At 64.4% G+C, this 14,978-nt stretch carries 13 protein-coding genes and 1 pseudogene; 7 read left to right on the top strand and 7 right to left on the bottom strand.

The genetic code is table 11. The features are described 5' to 3' along the window. Positions 1–206: 206 nt before the first annotated feature. The 5 genes from NCS28_RS20185 to clcA all read right to left on the bottom strand — a co-directional run bounded on the left by NCS28_RS20185 (position 207) and on the right by clcA (position 4,254). Positions 207–368: a DUF1328 family protein gene (locus NCS28_RS20185; protein ID WP_035509367.1), complete on the bottom strand. Its 162-nt coding sequence runs from the start codon at positions 366–368 to the stop codon at positions 207–209. A 195-nt stretch (positions 369–563) separates the two neighbouring features. Continuing rightward, positions 564–731: a hypothetical protein gene (locus NCS28_RS20180; RefSeq protein WP_250515519.1), complete on the bottom strand. Its 168-nt coding sequence runs from the start codon at positions 729–731 to the stop codon at positions 564–566. 299 nt (positions 732–1,030) lie between these two features. Further along, entirely contained in the window at positions 1,031–1,645 is a 615-nt protein-coding gene (locus tag NCS28_RS20175; protein ID WP_250515518.1) for a LysE family translocator, read from the bottom strand. Between the two features lie 139 nt (positions 1,646–1,784). Further along, complete coding sequence (locus NCS28_RS20170) at positions 1,785–2,813, bottom strand: aldo/keto reductase (RefSeq protein ID WP_250515517.1); 1,029 nt, start codon at positions 2,811–2,813, stop codon at positions 1,785–1,787. A 115-nt stretch (positions 2,814–2,928) separates the two neighbouring features. Further along, positions 2,929–4,254, bottom strand: coding sequence for a H(+)/Cl(-) exchange transporter ClcA (clcA, locus tag NCS28_RS20165; protein WP_250515516.1), 1,326 nt, complete (start codon positions 4,252–4,254; stop codon positions 2,929–2,931). A gap of 115 nt (positions 4,255–4,369) precedes the next feature. Between clcA and NCS28_RS20160 the strand changes: the two genes are divergently transcribed. From NCS28_RS20160 to NCS28_RS20150, 3 genes are all read left to right on the top strand, one after another. Next, positions 4,370–6,667: a VTT domain-containing protein gene (locus NCS28_RS20160; protein WP_250515515.1), complete on the top strand. Its 2,298-nt coding sequence runs from the start codon at positions 4,370–4,372 to the stop codon at positions 6,665–6,667. Beyond that, positions 6,664–7,428, top strand: a complete 765-nt coding sequence (locus NCS28_RS20155; RefSeq protein ID WP_250515514.1) for an endonuclease/exonuclease/phosphatase family protein — start codon at positions 6,664–6,666, stop codon at positions 7,426–7,428. Before NCS28_RS20160 ends, NCS28_RS20155 begins: the two co-directional genes overlap by 4 nt. 225 nt (positions 7,429–7,653) lie before the next feature. Continuing rightward, positions 7,654–8,112: an HU family DNA-binding protein gene (locus NCS28_RS20150; RefSeq protein ID WP_061117918.1), complete on the top strand. Its 459-nt coding sequence runs from the start codon at positions 7,654–7,656 to the stop codon at positions 8,110–8,112. A gap of 114 nt (positions 8,113–8,226) precedes the next feature. On the opposite strand, the gene NCS28_RS20145 is transcribed toward NCS28_RS20150, so the two are convergent. After that, entirely contained in the window at positions 8,227–9,126 is a 900-nt protein-coding gene (locus NCS28_RS20145; protein ID WP_250515513.1) for a LysR family transcriptional regulator, read from the bottom strand. A gap of 114 nt (positions 9,127–9,240) precedes the next feature. Between NCS28_RS20145 and NCS28_RS20140 the strand changes: the two genes are divergently transcribed. Beyond that, the gene (locus NCS28_RS20140; RefSeq protein WP_250515512.1) at positions 9,241–9,984 is read left to right on the top strand and encodes an SDR family oxidoreductase; all 744 of its coding nucleotides are present in this window, start codon (positions 9,241–9,243) and stop codon (positions 9,982–9,984) included. Positions 9,985–9,991: 7 nt separating this feature from the next. Here the strand turns inward: NCS28_RS20140 and NCS28_RS20135 are convergent, their stop codons facing one another. Further along, entirely contained in the window at positions 9,992–11,569 is a 1,578-nt protein-coding gene (locus NCS28_RS20135) for a 3'-5' exonuclease family protein (RefSeq protein WP_250515511.1), read from the bottom strand. A 163-nt stretch (positions 11,570–11,732) separates the two neighbouring features. Between NCS28_RS20135 and NCS28_RS20130 the strand changes: the two genes are divergently transcribed. The 3 genes and pseudogenes from NCS28_RS20130 (at position 11,733) to NCS28_RS20120 (ending at position 14,916) form a co-directional block, all read left to right on the top strand. Further along, positions 11,733–13,139, top strand: coding sequence for a circularly permuted type 2 ATP-grasp protein (locus tag NCS28_RS20130; RefSeq protein ID WP_250515552.1), 1,407 nt, complete (start codon positions 11,733–11,735; stop codon positions 13,137–13,139). A 22-nt stretch (positions 13,140–13,161) separates the two neighbouring features. Further along, positions 13,162–14,115 (top strand): annotated as a pseudogene (locus NCS28_RS20125) (alpha-E domain-containing protein). 3 nt (positions 14,116–14,118) lie between these two features. After that, entirely contained in the window at positions 14,119–14,916 is a 798-nt protein-coding gene (locus NCS28_RS20120) for a transglutaminase family protein (protein ID WP_250515510.1), read from the top strand. Positions 14,917–14,978: the final 62 nt, after the last annotated feature.

The raw sequence follows: 14,978 nt of genomic DNA, 5'->3' as shown, positions 1-14,978 counted from the left end.
ATCATCGCCGAAAGCGGCGGTCATAGCGGGTGGTTGCTAAACGCAGGGCACGCGAAACCGCTGTCTCGCTTCCTAGGCCTAATCCCATATGTCGCCATTGATCGGACGATTCAATTGACGGCTTTGCGTTGCAACCTGAAATTCAGGCGAACCTTGAACGAGAACCCGCGCCTTCCACTTCGACCACGTTCACCGCACGCCCAGCGTCATCGCCTGAACACGCCAAGCAGCAACGTCGCCAGAAAGATCACGATGAAAATGAAGAACAGGATCTTGGCGATTTCCGCCGCGCCCGTTGCGATGCCGCCGAAGCCGAAGAAGGCCGCGATGATCGCGATGATGAAGAAAATGACAGCGTAACGCAGCATGAAGCCCTCCCGTAAAGAATCGTTTGATCGTCGATTCGCAGCGGGCCGATGCCGCCGCTTTCGCGCATCGTTCAAAGCAACGGGCGTGCCCGGTGCGTCGAACGCGCTCAGGATGCAAAAACGCCGCAACGTTGAAGAAACATTGCGGCGTTGCGGATCGCGTCCTCGTTGGCGCGATGGGCCTGGCTGTCGAGGCTAACGGCCTAGTGTGCGATCGGAGTCGGGATCGTCGACATCATCTTCATCGTCGACGCTGTTTAGCGCATCCGGCAGGTTGTTCTCCAGTTCATCGCGTTCGATCTGATCGGCTAGGTCGAGGGATTTGCGCGTGGCGGGACCGGATGGGCGATTGGCTCCAGACATGGCGTACTCCTTGAACAGATTTCAAAGCCGCGCCGACGATTCGGCGCGAACCAACGGACTAGCAAGGCATGTACGCGCCGGGCTGAAATGCCGCCTTGACGGATCGCTTAGGGATCGCTCGGACGGCCGAGTGGACAGACAATGCTGGCGAGAAAGAAACGCAGTCCCAAACTTGCAAGCGGGACGGCAGATTTTGCGTGCCGGCGCGTAAGGTCAGTATGCACCGGTCCGGCGTCGAGGCAAAGAGGGCGCGCGCTTTTGATGCAGCGCGCATTCCTCCTCATGCATCAATCGAAGCATCAATCGAAGAAATGGGCGACGATCGGATACAGCGACAGCACGAGCAACACCGCCATCGTGATGTTGAAGATGCGCAGCCAGCGCGGATTCGCGAGGAAACGCCGCAACGACATGCCGAACGCCGCCCACATCGTGATACACGGCAGCCCGATCACGACCAGCACCAGCGCCATCAGCGCAGCATTCAGCGAAAGGCTCGCATGCAGATGGATGGTCGTCGCCGCGGTGAGCACCATCATCCATGCTTTGGGGTTGATCCACTGGAACGCGATCGCTTCGTGAAAGCGCATCGGGCGACCCTGGCCATCGCGCATCTGCACCGACGACGATGTGCCGATCTTCCACGCCAGATACAGCAGATACGCGACGCTCGCCGCTTCCAGCACGGTGTAGAGCCACGGCAGACGCTCGAACGCCTGCGACAGCCCCAGACCGACCGCGATCATGAGAATCGCCATGCCCGTGCTGATGCCGAGCACATGCGGCACCGTTCGCTTCAGGCCGAAGTTGACGCCCGAGGCGAGCAGCATCGTGTTGTTGGGGCCGGGCGTGATCGTCGTCACCAGCGCGAAAAGCGCAGCGGCAGGCAGGGCGTTGAGAAGTTCGGCGGGCATGGCGCATTCCGGTGATTGCAGATTCGATGGCGCCAAGTGTACGGAAGCTGTCCTGTACAGTACCGATACAGATTTACAGAAGCTTCCCGGTACGGATCGCGAACGTGGCGGGCCGGTTCCCGCCACGCATATCCAAGACTTAAACCGGAAACGGATTACGTTCCGCGAATCCTTGCTGATGCCAATACGGATACGCCGGCTTGACAGTGCTCGCCTCATCGAGCTTCTTTACCTGCTCGGCAGTCAGATTCCAGCCGACCGCGCCGAGGTTCTGCCGCAATTGCTCCTCGTTGCGCGCGCCGACGATCACCGTCGCGACCGTCGGACGCTGCAGCAGCCAGTTGAGCGCGATCTGCGGCACGCTCTTGCCGGTTTCCTCGGCGACGGCGTCGAGCGCATCGACGACGCGATACAGATATTCGTCCGCCACCGGCGGCCCCATGTCGGCGGTTTTGTGCAGGCGGCTCGTGGCGGGAAGCGGTTGGCCGCGGCGGATCTTGCCGGTGAGACGTCCCCAGCCGAGCGGACTCCACACAATCGCGCCGACGCCCTGATCGAGCCCGAGCGGCATCAGCTCCCATTCGTAATCGCGGCCGATGAGCGAGTAGTACGTCTGATTCGCGACATGGCGCGCGTAGCCGTAACGATCGGCCACATCGAGCGATTTCTGCAGATGCCAGCCCGAGAAATTCGACACGCCCGTATAGCGGATCTTGCCCGCGCGCACGAGATCGTCGAGTGTGGAAAGCGTTTCTTCGACGGGCGTCTTCGCATCGAAGCCATGCAGTTGAAAGATGTCGATGTAATCCGTCTGCAGGCGCTGGAGCGCCGCGTTCACGGCCCTGATGAGATGAAAGCGCGACGAACCGACGGCGTTCGGGTCGTCGTCGTCGAAGCGGAACGTGGCCTTCGTCGACACGATGACCTTGTCGCGCCGGCCTTTGATCGCCTCGCCGAGTATCGATTCCGACGAACCGCGCGAGTAGATGTCGGCGGTGTCGAACATCGTGACGCCCGCATCGAGACAAACGTCGACGAGCTTGCGCGCCTCGTTCACGTCGGTCTCGCCCCATGCCTGAAAGAATTCGCCCTTGCCGCCGAAAGTGCCGGTCCCGAAGCTCAATACGGGAACCTTGAAGCCCGAAGCACCGAGATGTCGATATTCCATTGCCTGTCCTCGTGGATGAAGTCGGAAGGCGCCGCGTTTCGTGCGTGAAGCGCGGCGCAACGTACGTTCATGGACGAGACTACCGCAACCGACCGCCGCATGCAGGACGCGGACGTCAGCGCCTGCGCGCCGCGCGCTCGCCGAGCGAATCGTAGATCGGCGGCACGCGAAGTAGCATCGGCACGATCATCGCGGTGAAGCAGGCGGTGAGCATCGGCAGGAGCAGGGTGAAGCTCGCCGTCATCTCGGTGACGAGCACGATGCCCGTGACCGGCGCGCGCACCACCGCGACGAAGAACGCGGCCATGCCGACCACCGCGAAGGTGGTCGTGTCGCCGGCGTCGGGCGCCATGCCGGGGAACCAGTCGAGACACACGCGCCCGAACACGAGGCCCGTCTGCGCGCCGAGCGCGAGCATCGGCGCGAAGATGCCGCCGGGCGTGCCCGCCGCGTACGACACCGGGCCGAGCAGGAAGCGCAACGCGAACATCGACGTCACACCGGCAAGGGTGCCGCTGCCGAGCAGGGCGCGCTCGCTCAGCGCGTCGCCGCCGCCGGCGAGATCCGGCGCGAACCAGGCGAGCAGGCCGACCGCCGCGCCGACCGTCGCCGCGCGCGCCGTCGCGTGCTTCACGGAGCCGGACGGCGCGATCGATTCAGCGACATCGAGCGTCCAGACGATGAGGCGGCTATACGCCGCGCCGACCAGTCCCAGCAATGCGCCGAGCAAAAGATGCGCGCCGCTCATTTCGAAGCCGGGAAAAGGTTGCGCCGGGACGTGAAAGTCGGGGAGATCGCCGTGCAGCAGGCGCGCCATCGCAATCGCGCTCGCCGATGCGCCGAGCGCCGCGACCGCCGTGCGCGTATCGAAGCGGCGCATGAGTTCTTCGAGCACGAAGACGGCGCCCGCGATCGGCGCATTGAACGCGGTCGCGAGCCCCGCGCCCGCGCCGGCCGCGAGCAGCACGCGGCAATCGACGACATTGCGCCTGAAGAACCTGCCGATGGCATGCGCGATCGATGCGCCCATCTGCACCGTCGGGCCTTCGCGGCCGAGCGCGAGCCCCGCGCCGATGGCGAGCACGCCGCCCGCGAACTTGATCGGAATCAGCACGAGCGGCGCGGGCGGCAATCTGCCGTGCAGCACCGCTTCGACATGCGGAATGCCGCTGCCGCTCGCCATCGGCGCGAAGCGTGCGACGAGCCACGCGGCGAGCGCGGCGGCCGCCGATGCAGCGAGCACGACGAGTACGATGGCCGCATCGTGTCCCGCGTGCGCCCACGCGACGAACGCGTTGCGCCACGCATCGGCGCGTTCGAGGCCGAAGCGAAAGAGCACGCCGATCGCGCCCGTCGCCGCGCCCACGACAACCGATGCCGCCGCGAGCGCAACCAGTCCCGCGTGCTCGTCGTCCTGATTGTTGACTTCGTTATCGTTCATCGCGCACGTCGCTCCGAAAGCGGCAAATGCAACGAAGCGTATCACCGCGCGGCGCGGCGGGCATGGTGCTTGCAAAACGAAAGTTATTTCGACGCGGAGTGCTGTCGAGAGGCACATGAGTCAAGCAAATCACGACGAACCGTTTTTTCAGCCTGGACGCAATTGCGCGAGCGTGCGCCATGCAGAGCGCTTCAGCCTGCTCATCGACGGCGCGGATTATTTCCGCGTGCTGCGCGAGGCGCTCACGCGCGCGGAACGCACGGTGTTTATCCTCGGCTGGGATATCGACAGCCGCATGAAGCTCACGCCCGAAGGCGCGGGCGACGGCTATCCCGAAGCGCTCGGCGATTTTCTGCACGCGCTCGCCGGCGACAAGCGGCGCCTGCGCATCTACATTCTCGCGTGGGATTTCGCGATGCTCTACGCATTCGAGCGCGAGTGGCTGCCCGTCTACAAGATGGGCTGGCGCACGAACCGGCGCATCGCTTTCCAGATGGACGGCAGGCATCCGCTCGGCGGCTCGCAGCATCAGAAGATCGTCGTGATCGACGACCGCCTCGCGTTCGTCGGCGGTCTCGATCTCACGCGCTCGCGCTGGGATACGACCGCGCATGCGCCCGACGAGCCGTTGCGCCGCGATGCGAACGGCGCGGCATATCAGCCGTTCCACGATGTCCACACAATGTTCGACGGCGACGCCGCGCGCGAGATCGGCCTGCTCGCGCGCGAACGATGGGCGCGCGCATGCGGCAAGCGCCTCGCGATCCGCGCGCATCGCGCGGCGCTTGCACAAGATCCGTGGCCGCCTTCGCGACGCGTCGACCTTGAAGATGTCGATATCGCCATCTCGCTCACCGAGCCCGACTATCTCGGCCGCCAACCTGTACAGCAGATCCGCACGCAGTATCTCGACGCCATCGCGCGGGCGCGGCGCAGCATCTATATCGAGAACCAGTACTTCACGTCGGGCACCGTGGGCGCGGCGCTTGCCGGTTCGCTCGCGCGCGAGGATGGCCCCGATCTCGCGATCGTCGTGCCGCGCAATCAAAGCGGCTGGCTGCAGGAAGTGACGATGGGCGTGTTGCGCGCGCGCCTGCATACGCTGCTCAAGCGCGCCGATACGCATGGCCGTTATCGGCTGCTGTGCCCGAGCGTGCCCAATCTCGGCGACGAGATCGTCAACGTGCATAGCAAACTGATGATCGTCGATGACGAATTGCTGATCGTCGGCTCGGCCAACCTGAACAATCGTTCGATGGTGCTCGACAGCGAGTGCAACGTGTCGATCGACGCGGGCGCCGATGCGCGCATCCGCCGCGCGATCGCGACGATGCGCGACACGCTGCTCGCCGAGCATCTCGGCTGCGAGATCGCCGATGTCGTGCGCGAGCGCGATGCGCGCGGCGGCATGAACGCCGCGATTCAGGCGCTGCTGCGCGACCGCGATGCGCATCGCACACTGGTGCCGCTCGACCCGCAAGTATCGAAGGAGCTCGATCAGCTGATTCCGCCGGAAGCGTTGATCGACCCCGAAACGCCGATCGCCGCCGACGAACTCGTCGATCAGTTCGTGCCCGCTGAGAAGACGCGCCCGCTCATCGGACGCTTTGCGCTGCTCGGCGTGCTCGCGTTGACGATCGTGCTCGTCGCCGCGCTGTGGCACTGGACGCCGCTCGGCGACTACGCGAACCTGAAGTCGCTCACGAACGCGACGCGCCATATCGACTCGCTGCCGTTCGCGCCGCTGTGGATCGTCCTCTGTTATGTCGTCGCGGCGGTCATCGCGGTGCCGGTCACGCTGCTGATCGCGGCGACGGGCATCGTCTTCGGCGCTTCATGGGGCGGCGCGTACGCGTTCCTCGGCACGATGGCCGCGGCCGCCATTTCGTATTCGCTCGGCAACTGGCTTGGCCGCGATGCGGTGCGCAAGCTCGCGGGCGCGCGCGTGAACCGGCTGTCCGAACGCGTCGCGAAGCGCGGCATCGTCGCGGTCGTCGTGTTGCGGCTCTTGCCGGTCGCACCGTTTTCGATCGTCAATCTCGTCGCGGGCGCATCGCATATCCGCATGCGCGACTTCATGATCGGCACGATGCTCGGCATGGGGCCGGGCATCTTTCTGACGGTCGCGTTCGCGCATCAGCTCGTCGCATCGCTGCATCGGCCGACGATCGGCTCGTTCGCGGTGCTGATCGGCATCGGCGCGGCGTTGATCGGCATATCGCTGCTGTTGCAGCGCTTTCTTGGCCGCGCGGATCTTCAGGAAGCGCACGAAGGCGCGCCGAGCGATGCCGACAAGCCGCGCGCAAGCGACGAAGCCCGACGCGCGAACGAACTGCGCGAGAACGGCACCATGCCGCGCGATGCCGCGAGCGCATCGTCGAAGAACGAGCGTCCCGACGAGGTCAATTCATGACGCTGATGCACGAAGCCGGAATCAATAGCGAAGCCCTGAACGACATCCGCGCGCGCGAGTTGCGTATCGCCACATACAACCTGCATGGCGCAATAGGCATCGACGGCAAGTTCGCGCCGGAGCGCATCGGCGAAGTGCTCGCCGAGATCGATGCGGACATCTTCGCGCTGCAGGAAGTGCCGCTCGGCGGCAACGGTTCGCCCGATGTACTCGACGTGCTTCAACGCATGACGAACCTGCATGCGGTCGCCGGCCCGACGCTCGACACGCCCGAGCGCCGTTACGGCAACGCGGTGCTAACGCGTTATCCGGTGCGGGCGGTGCGCACGCTCGATCTCTCGTTCAGAAGCCGCGAGCCGCGCGGCGCTCTCGACGCCGACATCGATTGCGGCGGCGAAGTATGGCGCGTGGTCGCGACGCATCTCGGTCTTGCATCGAGCGAACGGCGCGCACAAGTGGAGCAGGTGTTGCAGAACTTCGATACGCCGGCGCTGCCCGTGATCCTCCTCGGCGATCTGAACGAGTGGTTCGTCTATGGCCGCACGCTGCGGCGTCTCGTCACGCACTTTCATCGCGCGAGCGCGTTGCGCACCTTTCCGACGCGCTATCCGCTCTTCGCGCTCGATCGCATCTGGGTGCATCCGGGCGAGCGTCTCATGCGTGTCGACGTGCATCGAACGCGGCTCTCGCGCATCGCATCCGATCACTATCCGCTCATCGCTCATATCGAACACCGCGCGCGTGCATCGTCCATGCAGTGATAAAACGCGTGACGTGTGCGACGTAAACGCAGCGAAGAAACATTGCCAACGATGCCTTCATGGCTCGCGTGTCAGCGAGACGCCACGAAAAACCCCTATAAAAACGATATAAAAGCGCAAAAGACTCGCACGAACTCGTCTGGCCTATGTAGAATCCGGCGTGATACGAACGCATCGGTGCGAACGTATTCGAATATCACTGACCAAAAAACAGGTAGGAGAAACATGCCGACTTCCGCTAAAACCGCTGCCAAGAAGGTCCCGGCCAAGAAGGCCACGGCGAAGACCGCCGCCGCACCGGCGAAGAAAGCTGCAGCACCGAAGGTTGCCGCGAAGAAAGTAGCCGCGAAGAAAACCACGGGCGCTCCCTCGCCGATCAAGGATACGTTCACGAAGGCATCGCTCGCGACGCATCTCGCGGACCGCGCCGCAGTCGACCTGAAGGCGGTGAAGGCCGTGCTGGTCGCGCTGGAAGACACCATCCTCGGTTCGATCCATAAGAAGGGCGCTGGCGAATTCACGCTGTCGGGTCTGCTGAAGATCTCCGCGCAAGCCGTGCCGGCGAAGAAGAAGCGCTTCGGCAAGGACCCGTTCACGGGCGAAGAGCGCTGGTTCCCGGCCAAGCCGGCAAGCGTTCGCATCAAGGCGCGCGCGCTGAAGAAGCTGAAGGACGCCGCGGCTTAAGTTCCTTTTCGCAGGCGTTGCGGCTTCGGTTTCGTTGGCGAAATCGAAGCTCGATGAAAAAGAGGCCAGCTTCCGTCATCGGGATGCTGGCCTCTTTTGCTTAGGTGTTTGCGTTTAGCCGCGCATCTTGAATGGAGCGAAGATCTCGCTCAACCAATCCGCGAAAACCCGTACACGTGCCGAGAGCTGACGGTTATGCGGATAGAGCACGGACACGGGCATCGGTGGTGGCGCAATGTCTGGTAGCACGACTTGCAGACGACCGTCGGCGAGCGCATCGTCGACGTGATAACGCGGCACCTGAACGATGCCGAGTCCCGCGATAGCCGCTTGCGTATAAAGCTCGACGCCCGACACCGACAGCGACGCCCGCAATTCGATGTTCTCGATGCGCTCGTCGACCGCGAATTCGAGCGGCAGCACGCGCCCCGTCGCGCTCGACACGAAGTGCACCGCGCGATGCGATGCGAGCGCTTCGAGATCATGCGGCGTGCCTTCACGCGCGAGATACGCGGGACTCGCCACGGTCACCTGTTCGAGCAGCGCGACGCGCCGGCCGATCATCGACGAATCCTGCAACGTGCCCGCGCGCAGCACGCAATCGACGCCTTCGCGCACGAGATCGACGAGCCTGTCGTCCTCGCCGATATGCAGTTCGATCTGCGCGTGCCGTTCGAGAAACGCGGGCAGTCCCGGCATGATGAAGTGCCGCGCGAGCGTGCCTTGCAGATTCACGCGCAACAGACCCTTCGGCTCCGCATGCCGGAACGAGCCTTCCGCTTCCTCCAGATCGGCGATCAGACGCACGCAACGCCGATAGTGTTCTTCGCCATCGTGCGTGAGACGCACGGTGCGCGTCGTGCGTTCGAGCAGGCGCGCGCCGAGGCGCTCTTCCATGCGCTTCATCAGATTGGTCACGGTGGCGCGCGGTATCTGCAAATCGTCGGCGGCCTGCGTGAAGCTATGCCGTTCCGCGATGCGCACGAAGACCTGCATTTCCTGGAATCGATCCATGGATACGAGATTGTTGAAGCAACTGGAACGATGATACTAAGCCACACGCGATGATTGCGGAAACGGAATGATTCATCATGCTTCCCATCGAACAGCTTACTTTGAGGGCACATCATGAATCAGATCAATACGAAGCGCGTGGCCATCGTCACGGGTGCGTCGCGCGGCATCGGCGCCGAGATCGCGCGGCGTCTCGCGCGTGACGGCTTCGCGGTCGCGGTGAACTATGCGTCGAGTGCGAAGGAAGCGGACGCGCTCGTCGCGGAATTGCGCGAAGCGGGGAGCGCATCGATCGCGGTGAAGGCGGATGTCGCCAACGCCGACGACGTGCGCCGCATGTTCGAGACCGTCGAAGCGCAACTGGGCCACGTCGATGCGCTGATCAACAACGCGGGCGTGCTGAAGACGATGCCGCTCGCCGACACGAGCGACGCGCTCTACGAGCAGACCTTCGGCATCAACGTGCGCGGCACGTTCAACACGCTTCGCGAAGCGGCGGCGCGCATGAACGGCGGCGGGCGCATCGTCAATTTCTCGAGCACGACGCTCGCGCTCAACATGCCGGGCTATGCGATCTACAACGCGACGAAGGCCGCGGTCGAATCCTTCACGCATGTGTTCGCGAAGGAATTGCGCGGGCGCGGCATCACGGTGAACGCGGTCGCGCCGGGGCCGGTGGCGACATCGCTTTTCCTCGACGGCAAGACCGACGAACAAATCGCCTCGTTCTCGAAGATGCCGCCGCTGGAACGACTCGGTCAGCCAGACGATATCGCGTCGGTCGTCGCGTTTCTCGTCGGGCCGGATGCGGGTTGGGTCAACGGACAAGTGCTGCGCGCGAACGGCGGCATCGCGTGAGACGCGTTTAGAACATCAGCGCGAACTGATCGGCGGCGATGGGGCGGGGCTTCATCGCGCGTTTCGTCTGCTGTGCGAGGACAGCGACCGCGCGCGCCGGCGCGTCCTGCACGACGAGATGGAACGCAGGCCGCGCATCGCACGCGATCCACGTGAGCTGCCCTGACGCGAGACGTTTCGCGATCAGGCTGTACACGTCGCCATCGAAAGGGCGCAGATCGGGTGCATCGGCGAGCAGCGTCGCAATGTCTGCAAGCGTCGCGCAGGTGCCGATATAGCACCATCGATCGATCACGTGCCATGCCTCGCGGCCGGATTGTTCGTCGCGCTCGGCGATGGCGATAGGCCCTTCGTGCGGCCATTTCACGAGGCGTGCAGGGTCGAGCGCGGCGAGGGCGCGCGCGGCGTGATCCGCGAATGTTTCGGCGCCCGCGCACGATCCGAGGCAGCGCTTCACCTGATAGCCGAAGCAGCCGCGCCCGCGCGAGATGGGCGCTTTTTCGAGTCCGAGCGTCGCGTGACAGAGCGTGTGTTCGTCGGCGAGATGGCGCATGAACGCGAGCGCCTTCGCCCGCGATGCGAACACGCCGAAGAGATGATCCTCGCGCGACAGATCGCGCCGGTTCGCCTTCACGAGCGTCGGTGCGCTCGCGCCCGGCAGCCACTGCCACGCGCACGTTGCCGACGCGCCCTTCAGCAAGCGGTTGTGCGTCGGCTTCAATGCCTTGACGAGCTGCGCCTCGAGCAGCAGCGCGCCGAGTTCTCCGACCGTCTCACGGCATTCGATGCGTCGGATGGCCTGCGAGATCGACAAGTCCTTCTGAAGCCTGTGATCGCCCGAAAAATGCGCTGCGACGCGCTGCTTCAGGTTGATGCTCTTGCCGACATAGAGCGGCATGTCGCCGTCGCCGTGAAAGAGATAGACGCCGGGCGTCGATGGCAGCGCGTCGAGCGCGCCTTCGGGCAGCGCGGCGGGCAAGCTCGCGCGCCGCACCAGCGTCTTGATGGCGGCATCGACGAGATCCTGCGGATAAAGCGCGTGAATCTTCTGCCAGAACTGCCAAAGCAGATCGGCGTCGGCGAGCGCGCGATGTCGTCCTTCCGGCGCGAGATTCAGCCGTGCGATGAGCGCATCGAGACCATGCCGCTCGACCGATGGAAAGAGCGCGCGCGACAGCCTCACCGTGCACAGCGTATCCGCGCGAAACGCGATGCCCGCGCGCCGGAATTCGTTCTTGAGAAAGCCGTAATCGAAGCGCGCGTTGTGCGCGACGAAGAGCTTGCCGTGCAGGCGCTCGGCGAGCGCGGGCGCGAGTGATTCGAAGCTCGGCTGGCCACGCAGCATTGAATCTTCGATGCCCGTCAGGCGCGCGATGAACGGTGGCACCGGGACGCCCGGGTCGACGAGCACGCTCCAGCGCTCGATGCCGGCGGTACTCGCTTCCACCACGCCGATTTCGGTGATGCGATCCTCGTTGGCGTTCGAGCCCGTGGTCTCCAGATCGACGAATACGATCGGCCGCGCGAGTCCCGCGAGCAGGGCATCGGCGAGGGAATCGGTTTCGTCTTGAAGTGCGTCTGGCATGGATGAAACGTTGAGCATGAACGCCGAGTCTAGCGCAAACGAGCATGCATCATCGCGGCGCGTCAAAAAATCCGCACACGTGGAGTGCTTTCGTTCGATACTGCAAGAAGCCGCTGAAAAACGCCGCTCAAAAAAGCCGCTGAAAAACGCGAAGGACGCAATGATGCAGATCTACGATGAAATGCGTCAGGACGATTCCGTGCGCCGTCACTACGCACGGTTTTCCCGCTGGCTCGCGATGCAGAGTCCCGAGACGATCGCGCGCAAGCGGGCGGAGGCGGACGTGCTGTTCCGGCGCGTCGGCATCACGTTCGCGGTGAACGGCGACCTCTCCGGCACCGAGCGGCTGATTCCCTTCGACATGATTCCGCGCATCATTCCCGGCGACGAATGGCGCGTGCTCGAAGCCGGTTTGCGGCAGCGCGTGCAGGCGCTCAATCTCTTTCTGCACGACGTCTATCACAACGGCGATATCGTGCTCGCCGGACGCATTCCCGCGGAGCAGGTTTATACGAACGCGCAGTATCGGCCGGAGATGCAGGGCGTGGACGTACCGCTCGACGTGTATGCGCACGTCGCGGGCGTCGACGTCGTGCGCGCGGGTGCGGCGGGCGAGTTCTACGTGCTCGAAGATAATCTGCGCGTGCCCTCGGGCGTGTCGTACATGCTCGAAAACCGCAAGATGATGATGCGGCTCTTTCCCGAGCTCTTCGTGCAGAACCGCGTCGCGCCGGTCGCGCACTATCCCGACTTGCTGCTGGAGACGTTGCGTTCGATCGCGCCCGAAGGCGTCGACGATCCGACTGTCGTCGTGCTGACGCCCGGCATGTACAACCCGGCGTATTTCGAGCACACGTTCCTCGCGCAGCAAATGGGCGTGGAGCTCGTCGAAGGCAAGGATCTCTTCGTCGACGACAACTACGTCTTCATGCGCACGACGCACGGGCCGCGCCGCGTCGACGTGATCTATCGCCGCGTGGACGACGACTTTCTCGATCCGCTCGCGTTCCGCGCGGATTCGGCGCTCGGCATTTCGGGCTTGCTGACGTCCTATCGCGCGGGCCGCGTGACGCTCGCGAACGCGATGGGCACCGGCATCGCCGACGACAAGTCGATCTATCCGTTCGTGCCGGACATGATCGAGTTCTATCTCGGCGAGAAACCGATCCTCAACAATGTGCCGACATATCAATGCCGCAAGGCCGACGATCTCGCGTACACACTCGCGCATCTGCCGGAGCTCGTCGTGAAGGAAGTGCACGGCGCGGGCGGCTACGGCATGCTCGTCGGGCCGGCATCGACGAAGGACGAGATCGAAGCGTTCCGCGCGCTGCTTCTCGCGCGCCCCGAAGGTTATATCGCCCAGCCGACGCTCGCGCTCTCCGCATGTCCGACGTTCGTCGACGCCGGCATCGCGCCGCGTCATATCGACTTGCGGCCGTTCGTGCTCTCCGGCCGCGATGTGTCGATGTGCGCGGGCGGCCTCACGCGCGTCGCGCTGCGGGAAGGCTCGCTCGTCGTCAATTCGTCGCAAGGCGGCGGGACGAAGGACACGTGGATGGTCGATTGACTCACTTACCGCACATCACCTCATGCTGAGCCGCACTGCAGATCACCTCTTCTGGATGGCGCGCTACATGGAACGCGCGGAGAACACCGCGCGCATGCTCGACATCGACATGGAAGGCGCGCTCCTGCCGCAAACGCCCGAGCAGGCGGCGCGTTCGCACCGCTCGGTGCTGAAGATATCCGAGCTGGAGGAGATGTTCGACGAGCGTCATCCGGGATCGCGCTCGCGCGACGACATGCTGCATTTCATGGTCGCCGATGCGCGCAATCCATCCAGCATCCTGTCATGCCTGCAGGCGACGCGCGAAAACGCGCGCGCGGTGCGCGGCACGCTCACGACGGAAAGCTGGGAGACGATCAACTTCACGTGACTAGAATTCAATCAGCGGCTCGCGAACATGGAGCTCGAGACGGGCCCGGATGCGCTCTTCGAATGGGTCAAGTACCGCTCCAATCTCTGCCGCGGCGTGATGCAGGGCACCGCGTTACGCGACGACGCGTTCTTCTTCATGCAGCTCGGCGCCTATCTCGAACGCGCGGACAACACCGCGCGCATTCTCGACGTGCGCTTCGCCGATGCAACGCCCAACTCGCGCGAGGCGGCGCGCCAGCTCAAAGACTTCTACTACTGGACGTCGATACTCAGTTCCGTGTCGGCGCTGGAGATCTATCGCAAGGTGTATCGCGATGTCGTGACGCCGGCGCGCGTCGTCGAACTGTTGATTCTCAACGAGCAGATGCCGCGCTCGCTGCTCGCATCGCTCGACGGCGTGTGCGAGACGCTCGCGAAGCTGCGCACGGATGCATCGAAGGAATGCGAGCGCTTCGCGGGCAAGCTGCGCGCGGACGTGCTGTACTCCGACATTCGGCTCATTCTGGAGACGGGCGTGCACGGCTGGCTCACGCAGTTCCTGAAGCTTGTCGACGAACTCGGCCTGCGCGTGATGCACACCTTCCTCATGTTGCCGATCGCGTGAATCATGCTGCTGACCATACGCCACGACATTCGTTATCGCTACGCCACGCCGGTCACGTATTCGATCCAGCAGTTTCGCGTCAGCCCGGCGAGCGGCGCGTCGCAGATCGTGCGGCACTGGCATGTCGAAGCGCCGGGCAAGCTCGACGCGACGCGCGACGCCTACGGCAACGCGTTGCACACGCTCGTGCTGACGAAGCCGCACAGTGAGATTCATGTCAGCGTGACGGGCGAAGTCGAGACGGAAGCGCTGGCGGACGGCCGTCTCTTCGACGAGGCCGGGCCGATTCCGCTCGAGCATTTCACCTGCGCGACGCCGCTGACGATGCCCGATGCCGCGATCCGCGCGCTCGCGCATCGTGTGCCCTCGCTGGATACGCCCGCGTCGCTCATCGCGCTGGCGGAGCGCATCGGCGAGCGCGTGCAGTATCGCAACGAGCCGGCGTATGCCGCGGGCACGGCCGCGCAGGCGCTCGCGAACGGCTTCGGCGATGCGCGCGACTTCGCGCATCTGCTGCTCGCATGTTGCCGCGCGCGAGGCGTGCCTGCGCGCTGCGTGAGCGGCTATTTCGACGCGGGCGCGCAAGAGCCCGTGACGGCGCACGCATGGACCGATGTCTGGGCGGAGCACGGCTGGATATCGGTCGATGCGACGCAGGCCGCGTTCGCGGGCGAGCGCCATTGCCGGCTCGCGGTGGCGCGCGACTACGAGGCCGCGGCGCCGGTGCGTGGCTCGCGCGTCGGCGGCAAGGATGAGACGCTCTCGGTGCTCGTCAGCATCGATGCGCATCAGGATCAGTAGCGGGCTGGATGCGACGCGCGGTCACGCTCAGTACAATGTGGGTTTGCTCGTTTCAGGATCGA

Source organism: Caballeronia sp. INDeC2, from assembly GCF_023631325.1.
Taxonomy (GTDB): Bacteria; Pseudomonadota; Gammaproteobacteria; order Burkholderiales; family Burkholderiaceae; genus Caballeronia.
Note: the sequence above shows the minus strand (reverse complement) of the source record. Positions and strands in the feature narration are given on the sequence as shown.

Excerpts from the sequence above, each read along its gene's own strand:
- NCS28_RS20130 (WP_250515552.1), top strand. The coding sequence starts at position 11,733 with ATGCAGATCTACGATGAAATGCGTCAGGACGATTCCGTGCGCCGTCAC.
- NCS28_RS20140 (WP_250515512.1), top strand. The coding sequence starts at position 9,241 with ATGAATCAGATCAATACGAAGCGCGTGGCCATCGTCACGGGTGCGTCG.
- NCS28_RS20155 (WP_250515514.1), top strand. The coding sequence starts at position 6,664 with ATGACGCTGATGCACGAAGCCGGAATCAATAGCGAAGCCCTGAACGAC.
- NCS28_RS20160 (WP_250515515.1), top strand. The coding sequence starts at position 4,370 with ATGAGTCAAGCAAATCACGACGAACCGTTTTTTCAGCCTGGACGCAAT.
- NCS28_RS20150 (WP_061117918.1), top strand. The coding sequence starts at position 7,654 with ATGCCGACTTCCGCTAAAACCGCTGCCAAGAAGGTCCCGGCCAAGAAG.
- clcA (WP_250515516.1), bottom strand. The coding sequence starts at position 4,254 with ATGAACGATAACGAAGTCAACAATCAGGACGACGAGCACGCGGGACTG.
- NCS28_RS20170 (WP_250515517.1), bottom strand. The coding sequence starts at position 2,813 with ATGGAATATCGACATCTCGGTGCTTCGGGCTTCAAGGTTCCCGTATTG.
- NCS28_RS20145 (WP_250515513.1), bottom strand. The coding sequence starts at position 9,126 with ATGGATCGATTCCAGGAAATGCAGGTCTTCGTGCGCATCGCGGAACGG.
- NCS28_RS20185 (WP_035509367.1), bottom strand. The coding sequence starts at position 368 with ATGCTGCGTTACGCTGTCATTTTCTTCATCATCGCGATCATCGCGGCC.
- NCS28_RS20175 (WP_250515518.1), bottom strand. The coding sequence starts at position 1,645 with ATGCCCGCCGAACTTCTCAACGCCCTGCCTGCCGCTGCGCTTTTCGCG.
- NCS28_RS20135 (WP_250515511.1), bottom strand. The coding sequence starts at position 11,569 with ATGCCAGACGCACTTCAAGACGAAACCGATTCCCTCGCCGATGCCCTG.
- NCS28_RS20180 (WP_250515519.1), bottom strand. The coding sequence starts at position 731 with ATGTCTGGAGCCAATCGCCCATCCGGTCCCGCCACGCGCAAATCCCTC.
- NCS28_RS20120 (WP_250515510.1), top strand. The coding sequence starts at position 14,119 with ATGCTGCTGACCATACGCCACGACATTCGTTATCGCTACGCCACGCCG.